16 protein-coding genes are annotated in these 16,143 nt (G+C 73.4%); 9 read left to right on the top strand and 7 right to left on the bottom strand.

The annotated features are described in order from the left end of the window. Positions 1-203: 203 nt before the first annotated feature. Positions 204-623: a Fur family transcriptional regulator gene (locus ACFWWQ_RS27115; protein ID WP_384601294.1), complete on the bottom strand. Its 420-nt coding sequence runs from the start codon at positions 621-623 to the stop codon at positions 204-206. A 157-nt stretch (positions 624-780) separates the two neighbouring features. Between ACFWWQ_RS27115 and ACFWWQ_RS27110 the strand changes: the two genes are divergently transcribed. Continuing rightward, positions 781-2,244 carry a catalase gene (locus ACFWWQ_RS27110; RefSeq protein WP_384601291.1) on the top strand — a complete coding sequence of 488 codons (1,464 nt, stop codon included), beginning with the start codon at positions 781-783 and terminating at the stop codon, positions 2,242-2,244. Between the two features lie 156 nt (positions 2,245-2,400). Here the strand turns inward: ACFWWQ_RS27110 and hisN are convergent, their stop codons facing one another. The 5 genes from hisN to ACFWWQ_RS27085 form a co-directional block, all read right to left on the bottom strand. Then, positions 2,401-3,207: a histidinol-phosphatase gene (gene hisN, locus ACFWWQ_RS27105; protein ID WP_143941617.1), complete on the bottom strand. Its 807-nt coding sequence runs from the start codon at positions 3,205-3,207 to the stop codon at positions 2,401-2,403. Between the two features lie 164 nt (positions 3,208-3,371). After that, positions 3,372-3,695: a DMT family transporter gene (locus ACFWWQ_RS27100; protein WP_384601288.1), complete on the bottom strand. Its 324-nt coding sequence runs from the start codon at positions 3,693-3,695 to the stop codon at positions 3,372-3,374. An 89-nt stretch (positions 3,696-3,784) separates the two neighbouring features. Further along, complete coding sequence (gene rsgA / locus ACFWWQ_RS27095) at positions 3,785-4,792, bottom strand: ribosome small subunit-dependent GTPase A (protein WP_384601286.1); 1,008 nt, start codon at positions 4,790-4,792, stop codon at positions 3,785-3,787. Positions 4,793-4,805: 13 nt separating this feature from the next. Continuing rightward, positions 4,806-6,158, bottom strand: a complete 1,353-nt coding sequence (gene aroA, locus ACFWWQ_RS27090) for a 3-phosphoshikimate 1-carboxyvinyltransferase (protein WP_384601283.1) — start codon at positions 6,156-6,158, stop codon at positions 4,806-4,808. 233 nt (positions 6,159-6,391) lie between these two features. Beyond that, positions 6,392-7,132 carry a M50 family metallopeptidase gene (locus ACFWWQ_RS27085; protein WP_384601280.1) on the bottom strand — a complete coding sequence of 247 codons (741 nt, stop codon included), beginning with the start codon at positions 7,130-7,132 and terminating at the stop codon, positions 6,392-6,394. A 188-nt stretch (positions 7,133-7,320) separates the two neighbouring features. Between ACFWWQ_RS27085 and ACFWWQ_RS27080 the strand changes: the two genes are divergently transcribed. Continuing rightward, on the top strand, positions 7,321-8,154 hold the full coding sequence (locus ACFWWQ_RS27080; RefSeq protein ID WP_384601277.1) for an SOS response-associated peptidase: 834 nt from the start codon (positions 7,321-7,323) through the stop codon (positions 8,152-8,154). A gap of 162 nt (positions 8,155-8,316) precedes the next feature. Then, complete coding sequence (locus ACFWWQ_RS27075; protein WP_384601275.1) at positions 8,317-8,973, top strand: alpha/beta family hydrolase; 657 nt, start codon at positions 8,317-8,319, stop codon at positions 8,971-8,973. Positions 8,974-9,034: 61 nt separating this feature from the next. Here ACFWWQ_RS27075 and ACFWWQ_RS27070 read toward each other — a convergent pair whose 3' ends face one another. After that, positions 9,035-9,622, bottom strand: coding sequence for a helix-turn-helix domain-containing protein (locus ACFWWQ_RS27070; protein WP_143940734.1), 588 nt, complete (start codon positions 9,620-9,622; stop codon positions 9,035-9,037). 323 nt (positions 9,623-9,945) lie between these two features. Between ACFWWQ_RS27070 and ACFWWQ_RS27065 the strand changes: the two genes are divergently transcribed. From ACFWWQ_RS27065 to def, 6 genes are all read left to right on the top strand, one after another. Continuing rightward, positions 9,946-10,638: a sigma-70 family RNA polymerase sigma factor gene (locus tag ACFWWQ_RS27065; RefSeq protein WP_384601309.1), complete on the top strand. Its 693-nt coding sequence runs from the start codon at positions 9,946-9,948 to the stop codon at positions 10,636-10,638. After that, entirely contained in the window at positions 10,635-11,057 is a 423-nt protein-coding gene (gene rsrA, locus ACFWWQ_RS27060) for a mycothiol system anti-sigma-R factor (protein ID WP_384601271.1), read from the top strand. Before ACFWWQ_RS27065 ends, rsrA begins: the two co-directional genes overlap by 4 nt. A 159-nt stretch (positions 11,058-11,216) precedes the next feature. Further along, a complete protein-coding gene (locus tag ACFWWQ_RS27055; protein ID WP_384601268.1) occupies positions 11,217-12,713 on the top strand; it encodes an HD-GYP domain-containing protein in 1,497 nt (498 codons plus the stop codon). 104 nt (positions 12,714-12,817) lie between these two features. Continuing rightward, on the top strand, positions 12,818-14,044 hold the full coding sequence (locus ACFWWQ_RS27050) for an HD-GYP domain-containing protein (RefSeq protein ID WP_384601306.1): 1,227 nt from the start codon (positions 12,818-12,820) through the stop codon (positions 14,042-14,044). 283 nt (positions 14,045-14,327) lie between these two features. Further along, the gene (locus ACFWWQ_RS27045; protein WP_384601265.1) at positions 14,328-15,314 is read left to right on the top strand and encodes a tetratricopeptide repeat protein; all 987 of its coding nucleotides are present in this window, start codon (positions 14,328-14,330) and stop codon (positions 15,312-15,314) included. 66 nt (positions 15,315-15,380) lie between these two features. Beyond that, a complete protein-coding gene (gene def / locus ACFWWQ_RS27040; protein ID WP_384601262.1) occupies positions 15,381-16,022 on the top strand; it encodes a peptide deformylase in 642 nt (213 codons plus the stop codon). The last annotated feature ends 121 nt before the right edge of the window (positions 16,023-16,143 follow it).

Genomic DNA, 16,143 nt, shown 5'->3' with positions numbered 1-16,143 from the left:
GGCAACAAAACCCCGGGGTCCATGTTAAAAACCTGCACCCCGAAAACTAACCCCACGGCCGGTTTTCTTTCGAGAATCCGGGCCTTCGTCGTATGCGCGGTCGCTTCGCTATGCCGGGGTGCGGGTATGGCAACGGGCTCGCACCCGGGCGGGGTGCGAGCCGATCAGTGGCGGGGCGGCCCGGACGGGGGCGGGCCCGCGGTTCAGGAAGTGGCGGCGCAGGTGGGGCAGAGGCCCCGGTAGGTGACCGTCACCTCGGAGACCTGGAAGCCGTACCGCTCGGGCTCGGGGAGTGCGGAGAGCGGGTCGCCGTGGAGGTGGACGTCCCGGATGGTGCCGCAGCGCGAGCACACCAGGTGCTGATGGTCGTGGTGGGCGTTGGGGTCGTAGCGCTTGGCGCGGCCGTCCGTGCTGACCTCCAGCACCTCGCCGAGCGAGACCAGCTCGCCGAGGGTGTTGTAGACGGTGGCGCGGGAGATCTCGGGGAGTCGTTCGGTCGCGCGGGCGTGCACCTCGTCGGCGGTGTAGTGGACGTGGATGCCGTCCAGCACCTCGGCGACCACGCGCCGCTGCGCGGTCAGTCGCCAGCCGCGTTCCCGAAGCCGTTCCAGTAGGTCGCTCATGCCATTCACCTATCAGTCAGATACGCCCAGGGTAACAGCGCACCGTCCATCACCGGATCGGGTACGACTTTCGGAGTCTTCTTGACTTAGACAATGTCCAATGTAGGATCGGCAGCGGCGCAAGCCAAGGGCAGGTAGCAGACTTCAGGAGGCGCACGTGTCGGTAGAGAGCACCACGGGACCGCTGACCACGGAGTCCGGAGCTCCGGTTGCGGACAACCAGAACAGCGAGACGGCCGGCCTGGGCGGACCCGGACTGATCCAGGACCAGCTCCTGATCGAGAAGCTCGCCCACTTCAACCGCGAGCGGGTCCCGGAGCGCATCGTCCATGCCCGGGGCGCCGGTGCGTACGGCACCTTCACCGCCACCGCGGATGTGACCGGGTACACCCGCGCGAAGTTCCTCTCCGAGGTCGGCAAGCAGACCGAGACGTTCCTGCGCTTCTCGACCGTCGCGGGCAACCTCGGCGCGGCCGACGCGGTGCGTGACCCGCGCGGTTTCGCGTTGAAGTTCTACACCGAGGAGGGCAACTACGACCTCGTCGGCAACAACACCCCGGTGTTCTTCATCAAGGACGCCATCAAGTTCCCGGACTTCATCCACACCCAGAAGCGCGACCCGTACACCGGCTCGCAGGAGGCGGACAACGTCTGGGACTTCTGGGGCCTGTCGCCCGAGGCGACGCACCAGGTGACCTGGCTGTTCGGTGACCGCGGCATCCCCGCGTCCTACCGCCACATGGACGGCTTCGGCTCGCACACCTTCCAGTGGAGCAACGAGGCCGGCGAGGTCTTCTGGGTCAAGTACCACTTCAAGACCGACCAGGGGATCAAGAACCTCACCGGCGAGGAGGCCGCCGAGGTCGCCGGTGAGGACCCCGACAGCCACCAGCGCGACCTGCGCGAGTCCATCGAACGCGGTGACTTCCCGACCTGGACGGTCGGCGTGCAGATCATGCCCGCCGCCGAGGCCGCGAACTACCGCTTCAACCCGTTCGACCTCACCAAGGTGTGGCCGCACGCGGACTACCCGGTCATCGAGGTCGGCAAGCTGGAGCTGAACCGCAACCCGCAGAACATCTTCGCCGAGGTCGAGCAGTCGGCCTTCTCCCCGCACCACTTCGTGCCGGGCATCGGCCCCTCGCCCGACAAGATGCTTCAGGGGCGCCTCTTCGCGTACGGCGACGCGCACCGCTACCGCGTCGGCATCAACGCCGACCACCTGCCGGTCAACCGCCCGCACGCCACCGAGGCGCGTAGCCACGGCCGGGACGGCGTCCTGTACGACGGCCGCCACGCGGGCGCGAAGAACTACGAGCCGAACAGTTTCGGCGGTCCCGTCCAGACCGGCCGTCCGCTGTGGGAGCCCGCCCAGCTCTCCGGCGCCTCCGGCGAGAGCGCGGCGCCCTCGCACGCCGAGGACGACGACTTCGTGCAGGCAGGCAACCTCTACCGCCTGATGTCGGAGGACGAGAAGGAGCGGCTGGTCAACAACCTCGCGGGCTTCATCGCGAAGGTCTCCCGCGACGACATCGCCCAGCGCGCGATCGACAACTTCCGCAAGGCGGACGCGGACTACGGCAAGCGGCTCGACGCCGCGGTCCAGGCACTGCGCGGCTGACCGGCCACCCCGCGCGCCGGACCGCCTCCCTCCGGGGCGGGCGGCCCGGCCGCGGGCGGCCACCCGCTTGCCGTACCAGCCGAAGAGGCCGGATGCCACCTGGGCTCCGGCCTCTTCGTGCGTCTTCCGGCGGACGCTCCCCGGGTGCGGCGCCGCTCAGCTGCGGGCGTCGCCCACGTACGAGAGCAGATCGTCGTGGAGCAGGCCGTTGGAGGCCGCGGCGTTGCCGCTGTGCGGGCCTGGTACGCCGTCCAGCCCGGTGAAGCGGCCACCGGCCTCCTGCACCACGACGGCGCACGCCGCCATGTCCCACAGCGACAGTTCCGGCTCCGCGCAGATGTCCACCGAGCCCTCGGCGACCATCATGTACGGCCAGAAGTCGCCGTACGCGCGGGTCCGCCAGCAGTCGCGGCTCAGGTCGAGGAAGCCCGGCAGCTTGTCGCGCTCCTCCCAGCCGGTCAGCGACGAGTACGCGAACGAGGCGTCCCGGATGCTGCCGACCTCGGAGACGCGCAGACGGCTGGCGGAGGTCAGACTGCGGCCGGTGAAGGCGCCCAGCCCCTCGGCCGCCCACCAGCGACGGCCCAGGGCCGGGGCGGAGACGATGCCGACGACCGGGCGGTCGCCGCCCTCGCCCCGTTCCATCAGCGCGATCAGGGTGGCCCAGACCGGGACGCCGCGCACGTAGTTCTTGGTGCCGTCGATCGGGTCGATGATCCAGCGCCGCGGACCGGCGCCCTCGATGGAGCCGAACTCCTCGCCGAGGACGGAGTCGCGCGGCCGGGCCCGCTGGAGATGGCCCCGGATCAACTCCTCGGCGGCCTTGTCCGCCTCGCTCACCGGCGTCATATCCGGTTTGGTCTCCACCTTGAGGTCGAGCGCCTTGAACCGCTCCATGGTGGCGGCGTCCGCGGCGTCCGCGAGGACGTGTCCGAGACGGAGATCATCGTGATAGTCGGGCATGTACGAACAGTATCGACTGGTATGCGCGGACAGCCACACGGCCGGGCTCCGCCGGGCGGATAGGCCCCGGACGGCCGCACGCGGTGCCCCTTGACTGTCCCTGGCGGCACCTCAATTCTGTGCGCACACCGGTCATATGGGGCCGGGGCGTGTCGGCCCCGCTGTCAGTGCGCCGAGCCCGACAGTTGCAGGCCGATGATGCCCACGATGACGAAGGCGATGGAGACGAGCTTCAGGGTGGAGACCAGGTCGCCGAGGAAGATCATGCCGTAGACGGCGGTACCGGCGGCGCCGATGCCCGTCCACACCGCGTACGCCGGGCCGACGTCCAGCTTCCGCAGCGACAGCGTCAGCAGGCCGAAGCTGCCGAGCGCGAACGCGGCGAACGCGATGGTCGGCCAGAGGCGGGTGAAGCCGTGGGACAGCTTGAGACAGACCGCGAAGCCGGTCTCCAGCAGCCCCGCCACCACGACGAGCAGCCACGCCATGTCCCCTGCCTCCGTCCGTCGCTGACCGCTTCGTCCGCCTCGGTGTGATTATGCAGTTACCCCGGACGGTGGGCAGGAGATTGCGTTGCTCAGTCGCCCTCGCGTCGCTCGCGGGTCGCCAGCAGCCGGCGCAGCGAGTACAGCCGTGCCGGATCGGCGTGCCCCTCGGCGACCCAGCCGTCCAGCGCGCAGTCCGGCTCGTCGTGGCTGCACGCACGCGGGCAGCCGTCGGTGCCCGGCACCAGATCGGGGAAGGCCAGCACCACCCGCGCGGGGTCGACGTGATGCAGCCCGAAGGAGCGCACACCCGGCGTGTCGATCACCCAGCCGCTGTCGTCGGGCAGCGGCAGCGCGAGCGCCGAGGTGGTGGTGTGGCGGCCGCGGCCGGTGTGCGCGTTGACATGGCCGGTGGCCCGGCGGCGGTCCGGTACCAGGGCGTTGACCAGCGTCGTCTTGCCCACGCCGGAGTGCCCGACGAAGGCGGTCATCCGGCCCGCCAGCCGCTCGCGGACCTGGTCGGCGGCGGAACCGTCGGCCAGCTCGTCGCGGTTGGTGACGAGATAGGGGACGCCGAGCGCGCCGTACGACGCGAGGAGGGTGTCTGCCGGGGCGAGATCGGACTTGGTGAGTACGAGCAGCGGATCGAGCCCCGCGTCGTACGCCGCCACCAGACAGCGGTCGATCAGCCGGGGGCGCGGCTCCGGGTCGGCGAGGGCGGTGACGATGGCGAGCTGATCGGCGTTGGCGACGACGACGCGCTCGTACGGATCGTCGTCGTCGGCCGTCCGGCGCAGCGTCGAGGTGCGCGGCTCGACCCGCACGATGCGGGCCAGGGTGTCCTTGGCGCCGCTGAGGTCGCCGACCACCGCGACCCGGTCGCCGACGACGGCGCTCTTGCGGCCCAGCTCACGGGCCTTCATCGCGGTGACCTTGCGGTCGTCGATGAGGACGGTCAGCCGCCCCCGGTCGACGGTCAGGACCAGGCCCTCGCTGGCGTCCTCGTGCTTGGGGCGGATGTTGGTACGCGGGCGGTTGCCCTTGCGGTTCGGGCGGACCCGGACGTCGTCCTCATCGGGGTTCTTGCCGTAGCGGCGCATGGCGGCGGAACCCTCAGCCTCTCCGGGCGGCCGGTGTGGCCGGGTCGAGCATCGCGTTCCACAGGGCGGGGAAGTCCGGCAGGGTCTTCGCGGTCGTCGCGACGTTCTCCACCTCCACCCCCTCGACGACGAGGCCGATGAGCGCCGCGGCGGTCGCCAGGCGGTGGTCCTCGTACGTGTGGAAGACGCCGCCGTGCAGCGGGCGCGGACGGATGTGCAGGCCGTCGGCGGTCTCGGTGACGTCACCGCCGAGGTTGTTCAGCTCCTTGGTGAGCGCGGCGAGGCGGTCCGTCTCGTGGAGCCGCAGATGGGCGACGCCGCGGAGCGTGGACGGGGAGTCGGCGAGGGCCGCGACGGCGGCGATACCGGGGGTCAGCTCGCCGACCTCGCCGAGATCGACGTCGATGCCGTGGATCGCGCCGCCGCCGGTGAACGTCAGCCCGGCGTCGGTCAGCTCACAGGAGCCGCCCATCGCGGTGAAGATCTCGCGCAGCGCGTCACCGGGCTGCGTGGTGTGCGCCGGCCAGTCCGGGATGGTGACGCGGCCGCCGGTGACCAGCGCCGCGGCCAGGAACGGCTGGGCGTTGGAGAGGTCCGGCTCGACGACGAGATCCCGGCCCAGCAGGGCGCCCGGGGTGACCCGCCAGACGTTCGGCTCGCCGCCCGCCTCCGGGGTGTCGACCTGGGCACCCGCGGCGCGCAGCATGTCGACCGTCATGCGGATGTGCGGCATGGACGGCAGTGCGGCGCCGGTGTGGCGCACCTCCACGCCCTGGTTGAAGCGGGGCGCGGAGAGCAGCAGTGCGCTGACGAACTGGGACGAGGAGGAGGCGTCGATGGCGACCGGGCCGCCGTCGAGGGTGCCGGTGCCGTGCACCGTCATGGGGAGCGCGCCGCGGCCGTCGTCGTCGATCCGGGCGCCGAGGGCGCGCAGCGCCTCGATGACCCCGCCCAGCGGACGCTCGTACGACCGCGGGTCGCCGTCGAAGCGGACCGGGCCGTCGGCGAGCGCGGTGACCGGCGGCAGGAAGCGCATGACCGTACCGGCGTTGCCGACGTCGACGGTGGCCGGGCCGCGCAGACCGGCCGGGATGATCCGCCACGCCTCGCCGCCACCGGGCTCGGCGGAGCTGGAGGAGGCGGTCTCCTCGATGCCGACGCCCAGGGTGCGCAGCGCCTCGGCCATCAGGAGCGTGTCGCGGGAGCGGAGCGGGCGGCGCAGCCAGCCCGGATCGGCGGCGAGGGCGGCGAGCACCAGACCGCGGTTGGTGACCGATTTCGAGCCGGGCACGGTGACGGTCGCGTCGACCGCCCCCGACGCGACGGGGGCGGGCCAGAGGGCGGGGAGTGCGGTGCTCTCGGTCATGCCCTCACTTTAATCGCTGGGCAAGGGTGCCCATCCTGATCAAAAACGGTGCGACTGTGACGTACCTGCGTCGCACACCGCGCTGATCAGGCAACTATCCCGTCGCGCCGCCGCCCGCGGCGTCCGCGGTGCGCACGATCGAGGGATACGCACCCGGGGAGGCCCGGTTTCGCGACGGTACGGGCCGGATCGGCCGCCTACACGGTCCGCCGCCGGGCCGCCGCGGGCGCGGGTCAGGCGCCGAGCAGCCAGCGGCCGCCGCCGAACAGCGAGCAGAGCGTCACCACATGGAACAGCCCGATCCAGACGAACGCCGGGGCGTGCGTCAGCCGGGCCAGCTGATCGGGGTCGGAGTCCGGCGCACCGCTCGGCGACCCCGGACGCAGCGCGGGGCCACGGCGGCGCTTGCGCTGGAGCTCGAACACCGGCCGGACGCCGCCGAGCAGCAGGAACCACACCGCCGCGTACGCGAAGGCCGCCTGGACGTCGGCGGGTGTCAGCCAGGAGACGAGGAGGAAGGCGGCGCCCGTCAGGACGACGGTGAGCACCCCGTAGGCGTTGCGGATCATCATCAGCATGGCGAGGAGCAGCAGCGTCGCGCCCCACAGCAGCGCCGTGATGTGGCCCGCCGCCAGCAGCGCGGCGCCCGCCAGCCCCAGCAGGGACGGGGTGATGTACCCGGCCGCCGCGGTCAGGATCATGCCGAGACCGGTCGGTTTGCCGCGTGAGACGGTCAGACCGGAGGTGTCGGAATGCAGCCTTATGCCCTCCAGGCGACGGCCGGTGAGCAGCGCCAGCAGGCCGTGGCCGCCCTCGTGGGCGATGGTCACCGCGTTCCGGGCCAGCCCCCAGGCCGGGCGCGGCAGGACGGCCGCCAGCGCCACCACTCCCGTCGCGACCACCAGCCAGACCGGCGGGTCGGGCTGGGTCCCGAAGAGGCGGCTCCCTATGTCGGTGAGGCGATCGGTGTCCATGTCGTCCCTGTCGTCCCTTCGTGTGGCCTGGCAGTGTGGCACGCCTGCCCGGACGGTACGCGGCGGGCCGCGTGGACGGGGCGCGGAGGGGGAGCGGGGGCGCGTCCGGCGGGCCGGACACCGGGTCCGGCACCGGGGAGCGCGGCGGCCTACCCTGGTGGGTCAGCAGGTCAAAGGGGTGGATTGCCGTGTGTGGCAGGTATGCAGCGAGTCGCGGACCCGAGGAGCTGACGGAGATCTTCGGGATCCGGCACCTGGAGCCCAAGGAGACGCTCGCGCCGGACTACAACATCGCCCCGACCGTCCCCGTACAGGCGGTCCTGGAGCGCCCCCTCAAGGGCGCCGCGGCCCAGGCGTTCCCCCCGGGGATGCCGGTGCGACAGCTGCGGACGCTGACCTGGGGCCTGGTGCCGTCCTGGTCGAACTCGCCGGACGGCGCCGCGCGGATGATCAACGCGCGGGCCGAGACGGTCCACGAGAAGCCGTCTTTCCGGCAGGCATTCGCCGCCCGCCGCTGCCTGCTCCCCGGGGACGGCTATTACGAGTGGGTGACCGCCCCCGAGGAGCGGGAACTGGAGGAGCGCGGGGTGAAGAAGCGCCCCCGTAAGCAGCCGTACTTCGTGACGCCCGCCGACGGCTCGGTGATGGCGATGGCCGGCCTGTACGAGTTCTGGCGCGACGCCACGCTGCCCGCCGACCATCCGCGGGCCTGGTGGGTGACGTGCGCGGTCATCACCACGGCGGCCGAGACCACGCCGCTGGCCGGGGCGGACGGCGGCGAGGGGCCGCAGTCGCTCGCCGACATCCACCCCCGGATGCCGCTGGTGATGACCCCCGACCGCTGGGACGCCTGGCTCGACCCGTCCCCCACCGACCCCGACGGGCTGCTCCCCCTGCTCGCGCCGCCCCCGGCCGGTCTGATGCGCGCGTACCCGGTGCCGACGGCCGTCAGCAACGTCCGCAACAACGGCCCGGAACTGCTCACCGAACTCGACGGGCCCGAAGTCGGCACCTTGTTCTGATCCGATTGTTCTGATCCGAAGGGCGGCCCCCCGGGAGGCCGGGGCCGCGGGCCCCGGGGCGGGTGCCTTCTGGGGGCCTCCCCTCGGGCGTGCCGTTTCTCCCGTCCCGCCCCGGGGCGGGCCCGTGCGGCCGAGGCGTCTCCGGGGCGGCAGGATGGGCGTATGACTTCCGGTGTGCACGAGAGCGAGATGGTCGCCACGCCCACGGGCGAGGCGCGGATCACCTGGTTCCGGGCGCCCGTACCGGCCCGGGCGGTGCTGGCGGTCAGCCACGGCGCCGGGGGCGGTATCGAGGCGCGTGACCTGCGGGCGCTGGCCGCCGCGCTGCCCACTCGCGGCTACACCGTCGCGCTCGTGGAACAGCCGTGGCGGGTCGCCGGGAAGAAGGTGGCGCCCGCTCCCAAGACCCTCGACGCCGGATGGACGGCGCTGTGGCCGGCCCTGGAGAAGCCCGGACTGCCGGTCGTCGCGGGCGGGCGCAGCGCGGGGGCGCGGGTCGCCTGCCGCACCGCGCGCGAACTGGGCGCGCACGCCGTCCTCGCCCTCAGCTTCCCGCTGCACCCGCCGGGCCGCCCGGAGAAGTCCCGCGTCGACGAACTGACCGCCTCCGGGGTGCCGACCCTCGTCGTCCAGGGCGGCCGGGACCCCTTCGGGCGCCCCGAGGAGTTCCCGCCCGGTACGGAGCTGCGGGAACTGCGGGAGGTCGCCCACGGCGACCACGGCTTCGCGGTGCCCAAGCGGGCCGGTGTCACCGAGGACGCATCGATGACGACGCTGACGGACGCGGTGGCGGAGTGGCTCGACGGCCTCTTCGGCTGAGCCGCGGCGCGCGGGCCCGCGGCCCCGTCGACCGGCAACCCCGCGCCCCCGGCGCGCCGTCTCACTCCGAGCGCCCCCGGGGCCGGGCGCGGACATGCATCCGCTCGCCCTGGCGGCCGAAGAGGCTGAGCAGCTCCACCGGCTTGTCGTCCGCGGGCCCGAACCAGTGCGGCAGCCGGGTGTCGAACTCGGCCGCCTCGCCCGCCCTCAGCTCCACATCGCGGTCGGCCAGCAACAGCCGCAGCCGCCCCGACAGGACGTACAGCCACTCGTACCCCTCGTGCGTGCGCTGCTCGGGCGGGCCCGGGACCGGGTCGACGACGAGTTTGAACGCCTGGAGGGCGCCCGGTTGCCGGGTCAGCGGCACGAACGTCATGTGTGCCCGGCGCTGCGGCACCGCCCGCACCCGGGGGTCGCCCACCTCCGGGGCGCCGACCAGTTCGTCCAGCGGCACCTGATGGGCGCGGGCCAGCGGCAGCAGCAGCTCCAGGGTGGCGCGGCGGCGCCCGGACTCCAGGCGGGAGAGGGTGCTGACCGAGATGCCCGTCACCTCCGACAGCGCGGCCAGGGTCACCGAGCGCTCCTGCCGCAGCCGCCGCAGCCGCGGCCCGACCTCGCCGAGCACCCGTTCGTACGCGTCATCCGTCATGTCCCCATTGCCGAAGCGGCAACGCGCTTTGTCAACCGCCGCCCGCAGCGGGCCGTCGCGAAAAGGCGCCGCGGGCCGGGAATGCGGCGCGGGGTGCGGCTGTTGACCGTGGCGTAGGACGTCCGTACACCACTCGCGCAGTACGAGGAATGGGAGCCCGCCGCATGGGAATCGCCTGCCCCGCTCGTCCCGCCGCCGACCTGCGGTGGCCGCAGACGCAGGTACCGCAGACCGCTCCGGCTGGAGCGGCGGCGGCCCGGGATCGTCGTCTATTCTCCGAATCGAGTGGATCCGCATACGGGTCCGTCACGGTGATGGAGGAGGTGGGTCCGGTCACCGGTACCGACGCAGGGACCGACGGCACGGCACAGGAGCACACCGTGGACCGGAAGGAGAGCGCCACCGAGCGCAACGCACGCTTCGAGCGCGACGCCCTCACCTTCCTGGACCAGATGTACTCCGCCGCGCTGCGCATGACGCGCAATCCGGCCGACGCGGAGGACCTGGTGCAGGAGACGTATGCCAAGGCGTACGCGTCCTTCCATCAGTTCCGGGAAGGCACCAACCTCAAGGCGTGGCTCTACCGCATCCTGACCAACACCTTCATCAACTCCTACCGCAAGAAGCAGCGTGAGCCGCAGCGCAGCGCGGCGGAGGAGATCGAGGACTGGCAGCTGGCGCGCGCCGAGTCGCACATGTCCACCGGACTGCGCTCCGCCGAGTCGCAGGCGCTCGACCACCTGCCCGACTCCGATGTGAAGGCCGCACTCCAGGCCATTCCGGAGGAATTCCGCATCGCGGTCTATCTCGCGGACGTCGAGGGCTTTGCGTACAAGGAGATCGCGGACATCATGGGGACACCCATCGGCACGGTGATGTCCCGTCTGCACCGCGGCCGGCGCCAACTGCGCGGCATGCTGGAGGACTACGCCCGGGAGCGAGGGCTGGTCCCGGCCGGGGCAGGGGCCGCCGCGCAGGCACCGCAGCCGCACGACCGGAAAGGCTCGGGATCATGAGCTGCGGAGATCCGCACGACAAGGACTGCTCCGAGGTGCTCGACCACCTCTACGAGTATCTCGACCGTGAGATGCCGGAGGGGGAGTGCGAGAAGTTCCAGGTGCACATCGACGAGTGCTCGCCGTGCCTGGAGAAGTACGGTCTCGAACAGGCAGTCAAGAAGCTTGTCAAGCGCTGCTGCGGCCATGACGACGTCCCCCGCGACCTGCGGTCCAAGGTCATGGGCCGGATCGATCTGATCCGGGCCGGTGAGACCGTCCCCGAGGTCAGCGTCCTCGACCAGGCCCGTCACGACGAGGCCCGGAACGACGACACCACCGGCGCCCGGGGCGCGGACAGTGCGGCCGACGCCGCCGCGTCCCCCGCCGAAGCGGCGGAATCCGCCGATGCACGTACCGAGGCAGCGCGCGCCGAATAACGCCGCGTATCACCCGAAGGGATGAGCAGCGGGGCTTTTCTCCCCCCTCGACCCCCGATGCGCCGACGCGTCCGCCCGACCACCTCTATCCTCGCCGCACCCCCGCACCGCGCATGACGCCGCGCGGAATCGGGCCATGGTCTCGGGGAGGAGGGCGTGATGCGGGCACTGCCGTCGGCCGCGCGTGGCTGCATCGCAGGGGCCGTCCTGGCCACGGCGGTGTGCGCCGCCCCGGCCGTCCGGCTCGGGCCCGGCGCCCCCTGGGCGGATGCCGCCGCCCTCGCCGCCCTCCACGCCGGCTGCGAGACGGTGCGCCACCGCCCGCTCCCGGGTATCCCGGTCCCGGCCGGTACCGGACCCTTCCTCACGGCGCTGCCCGTCCTGCTGGCCGGGGCGTTCCTGCTGCCACCGCCGCTGGCTGCGCTGACCGCCGTCCCGGGCGCGCTGCTGGCCCCGGCCGACGAGCCCTCGCGCACCGCCCGCCGCATCTGGCACGCGGCCGGACTCGCCCTCGCCTGCTGGGCCGCCGCCCGGCTCTTCGACGTCGCCGGACCACGTTCGCTCACCGCCCCGCACTTCCCCTGGGTGCTGCTGCCCGCCCTCGCCGCCGCGACCGTCTTCTGCACCGTACTCACCGCCCTCGACGGCGCGGTACGGGTCACCGCCGAGGGGCAGCCGCCGCGCACCGCCTGGCGCGGTCTGCTGCGTGGCGCCCTCGGCCCGCATCTGGTGCACGGCCTCGCCGGGCTGATGACGGCGGTGCTCTGGCGCAGCGCGTACGGCCCGGTGGCGGCGCTGCTGGTGCTGCCGCCGATGTACCTCTCCTGCTGGGTCTTCGCCCAGTATCACCAGGAGCGCATCGCCCACCGGGCCACGATCCGCGCACTGGTGCAGGCCGTCGACATCAAGGACCGCTACACCCGCGGCCACGGCGAACGCGTCGGCCGCGCCTCCGTGATGATCGCCCGGGAGCTGGGCCTGGCCGAGGACCGTACGGAGGTGTTGCGGATCGCCGGGATCCTGCACGACGTCGGCAAGCTCGGCGTTCCCACCCGGCTGCTCCGCAAGGAGGGTCCGCTCACCTCTCAGGAACGCTCCCTGATCGAACTGCACCCCGAGTACGGCCACGAGATCGTCCGGGGCATCGGCTTTCTCGGGGAGGCGCGGGAGGCGATCCTCCACCACCACGAGCGGCTCGACGGCCGCGGCTACCCCTACGGCCTCAGGGGCGGGCAGATCCCCGAGTGCGCCCGGGTGGTGGCCGTCGCCGACGCCTTCGACGCGATGACCTCCACCCGCTCCTACCGCCGGGCCCGCCCCGTCCCGGCCGCAGTCGCCGAGCTGCGCAAATGCGCTGGGAAGCAGTTCGACCCGCGGATGGTGCGGGCGCTGGCCGCCGCCCTGGAGCGGCACGGCTGGCACCCGGACCTGATCATGTCGGCCGACCCGGACCCCGACCCGGACCCCGACCCGGACCCCGACTCCGACCCCGACCCCGCCCCCGCCCTGCCGCGTCCCACGGGCGGCCCGCCCCCGGGGCCCCAGCTCCCCGCGCCCGGATCGCGCCGTGGCGGTAGCGGCGCGCCGCGCGGCCGGCACGCCGCCCCGCGCGGTGGCCGCGCCCGGCATCACCCCGGCCGGTCCGGTGACGCGTGAGCGGCCCGGCGGCCCGCCCGGACACCCTGCCGCCCCCGGGGACGGCGCATCCCGGCGACGCCCCCCGGCGGGCGGCCCGGCCCGCCACAGGCGCCGCCCTCGCCGTGGCGATCCGTACGACCGCGACCGGTCTCGGGCTCTGGGCCCTCGTCCACACCCTGCGGTCCGGTGTCGCGCAGCCCGGTGTCGCGCTGGCCTTCGGGGCGCTGATCGCCGTGGGCGAGCTGGCCCGGCAGGGGCTCGCCGGGGCGCACCGGGCGCCCGAGGAGCGGGCACGCGCGCCCCTGGGCGCGGCGGGCGCGCTGGCGTACGCGCTGCTCGGCGAGGTGGCCGGGGTGCCCGCCACGCACGGCCCGGCGCAGGCCCTCGTGGTGGCCGGCGCCGCGGGCCTGGTGGGCCTGGTGCCGCGGCCTGGCCGCGGACCAGCCGGCGACCGGCTGGCGCGGCACCTGCTGACCTGCGGTTTCGCCGCGACCTGTGTGCAGCCCCTGCACGCCGCCGGGCCCCTCGCCTCCTGGGCGGGCCGGGGCCATGTGCCGCCCCTGGTGCTGCTCGGGCTGCTGGCGCTCACCGCGCTGGGCGACGCGGTCCTCGCCGCCGCGTTCGCCCGCGCCCGCAGCGGCCGCCCGTACGGGGCGCTGCTGCGCGGGGAGCTGCGGGCGTCCGGCGGCATCGGCCCGGCGATCGGCGCGACCGGCGTGGTCATCGCGCTGGCCACGGCGGTCGCCGGGCTGTGGGCGCTGCCGGTGTTCTCGCTGCCGCTGCTGCTGACCCAGTGCGCGCTGCGCCGCTGCGCGGCCGCCCGGGCCACCTGCCGCCAGACCATCGTCTCCCTGGCCCGCGCCACCGAGATCGCTGGGCACACTCCGCCAGGCCACGCCCACCGGGTCGCCGCCCTCAGCCGGGCGGTCGGCGGCGAGCTGGGGCTGCGCGAGCCCGATCTGGATCTCCTGGAGTACGCCGCGCTGATGCACGACATCGGGCAGCTGTCGCTCGTCGACCCGGTGCCGTCGGGCGCGACCGCGCCGCTGCCGCCCGCCGAACAGCGCCGGATCGCCCTGCTCGGCGGCGCCGTCGTCCGGCAGACCGGCGTCCCCGCGGAGGTCGCCGTGATCGTCGAGCGGCAGGCCGATCCGTACCGCGAGCAGCCGGTCACCGCGCGCATCGTGCGGACCGTCAACGCGTACGACGACTGGGCGGGGCGGACGGCCGGGCCCGGCGGGGCGCCGTGGGCGCTGGAGCGGCTGCGGCTGGCGGTCGGGCGGGACTTCGAGACGGGCGTCGTGGAGGCGCTCGCGAGGGTCCTGGCCCGCGGCGGCCGCACCACGTGAGGCCCGCGGCGCCACAGCCTTCCCCAGAGTTCCGCCCCTGGTGAACGCACCGGGGAACCCATGGGTAATGAGCGCCCGCCGAGATGGGCATGGTTGGATGCGAAGGAAGCCCCGTCGAGGGGATTCAGGGGGAGCACGCAGGGCAAGGGAGCCGCAGGGGCCCCGGCGAGAACGCTGAGGCCGACGGCAATCTGTGGCAGGTTGCCAGTGGGCCCCCGGGCGGCCCCGGGCGCCGCTCGGGACACCACCTCCAGCGGCATCGAGCAACCAGCAGGCGGGAATCGTGAAGATCTTCGGCAAGGTACGGCACCGGCCCTCCGCCTCGTGGCGGCAGGCGACCGACCGGGCTTTCACGCTGATCGGCGACGGCCGTTACGACGACGCGGGCGCGCTGCTGACGCGCGCCGCCGACATGGAGCCGTGGCTCTCGGAGTCCTGGTTCAACCTCGCGCTGCTGCACAAATTCCGGCACGACTGGGAGCAGGCCAGGGCCGCGGGGCTGCGTGCGGTGGCCCTGCTCGACCGTTCCCCGGGCGCGCCCGACTGGTGGAACGTCGGCATCGCCGCCACCGCCCTCCAGGACTGGCCGCTGGCCCGCCGCGCCTGGCAGGCGTACGGCCTGAAGGTCCCCGGCGGCGGGGTCGCGCAGAGCGAGCCGTCCGGGATGGCGCTGGGCAGCGCAGCGGTCAGGCTGTCGCCCGAGGGTGAGGCGGAGGTTGTCTGGGGCCGCCGCCTCGACCCGGCCCGTATCGAGGTGCTGTCCATCCCGCTGCCGTCCTCCGGGCGGCGCTGGGGCGAGGTGGTGCTGCACGACGGCGTCCCGCACGGCGAACGCACCACCGCCGCCGGGCCCTCGTACCCGGTCTTCGACGAGATCGAGCTGTGGGCGCCGTCGCCGGTGCCCACCTGGGTCGTCCTGCTGGAGGCCGCCACCGAGGCGGACCGGGACGCGCTGGAGCGGCTGGCGGCGGACGCCGGGTTCGCCGCCGAGGACTGGTCGTCGTCGGTGCGGCTGCTGTGCCGTACGTGCTCGGAGTCCAGCATGCCCAGCGACGAGGGCGACGGCGAGCACCTGGATCCGCACGACCACAGCGAACCGGGCCACCCCGGGCCGCTCGGCCACCGCACCACGGGCTCCGGTTCGCTCTGGGTGCCCGAGCGGGAGTGCGGCATAGCGGCGCCCGCCGCCCTGGTGCGCGGGCTGCTGGACGGCTGGGTCGCGGACAGCCCGGACACCCGAGAGTGGCGTGATCTGGAAGAGGTCTGCTGACCGCCTCGCCGCCCCCGTAGGCTGGAGGGCGACTAATCAGGGTTCCAAGGAAGGCGTACGGCGGAGATGGCCCAGCAGCCTGTGTTTGATCAAGACGGTGAGCAGCGCGTGGACGAGTTCGTCGACGACACGACGGACGCGGCGGAGCGGGAGAGCGCTCACCGTGAGCGGGGCACCTCCCGGCCGATCACGGTTGTCGGCAACCCCGTGCTCCACAAGGAGTGCCGGGACGTCACGGAGTTCGGCGACGGGCTGACGCAGCTGATCGACGACATGTTCGCCAGCCAGCGCACCGCCGAGGGCGTCGGCCTGGCCGCCAACCAGATCGGTGTGGACCTCAAGGTCTTCGTCTACGACTGCCCGGACGACAACGGCGTCCGCCACGTCGGCGCGGTCTGCAACCCCGTCCTCGACGAACTCCCGTCCGCCCGCCGGGTGCTGGACGACTCCAACGAGGGCTGCCTGTCGGTGCCCGGCGCCTATGCCGAGCTGGCCCGCCCCGACTACGCCGTCGTCCGCGGCCAGGACGCCCAGGGCAACCCGATCTCCGTCGAGGGCACCGGCTACTTCGCGCGCTGCCTCCAGCACGAGACCGACCACCTCTACGGCTACCTCTACATCGATCGCCTCTCCAAGCGGGAGCGGAAGGGCGCGCTGAAGCAGATGGCCGAGCAGGAGCCGCGCTACCCCGTCGTCGCCAACGACTGACGGCGCACCGGCCGGAAACGCCGAGCGGGGGGGGGGGGGGGGGGCGGGGCGGCCCCCTGCGGGCGGCCGGGTGGGGGAGATCTCGGGGTAGTTCGGGCGGAGAGACAGACCACTCACGCGC

It is taken from the genome of Streptomyces sp. NPDC059080 (assembly GCF_042739975.1).
GTDB classification, from domain to species: domain Bacteria; phylum Actinomycetota; class Actinomycetes; order Streptomycetales; family Streptomycetaceae; genus Streptomyces; species Streptomyces benahoarensis.
This window is presented reverse-complemented; position numbering and strand designations above follow the sequence as displayed.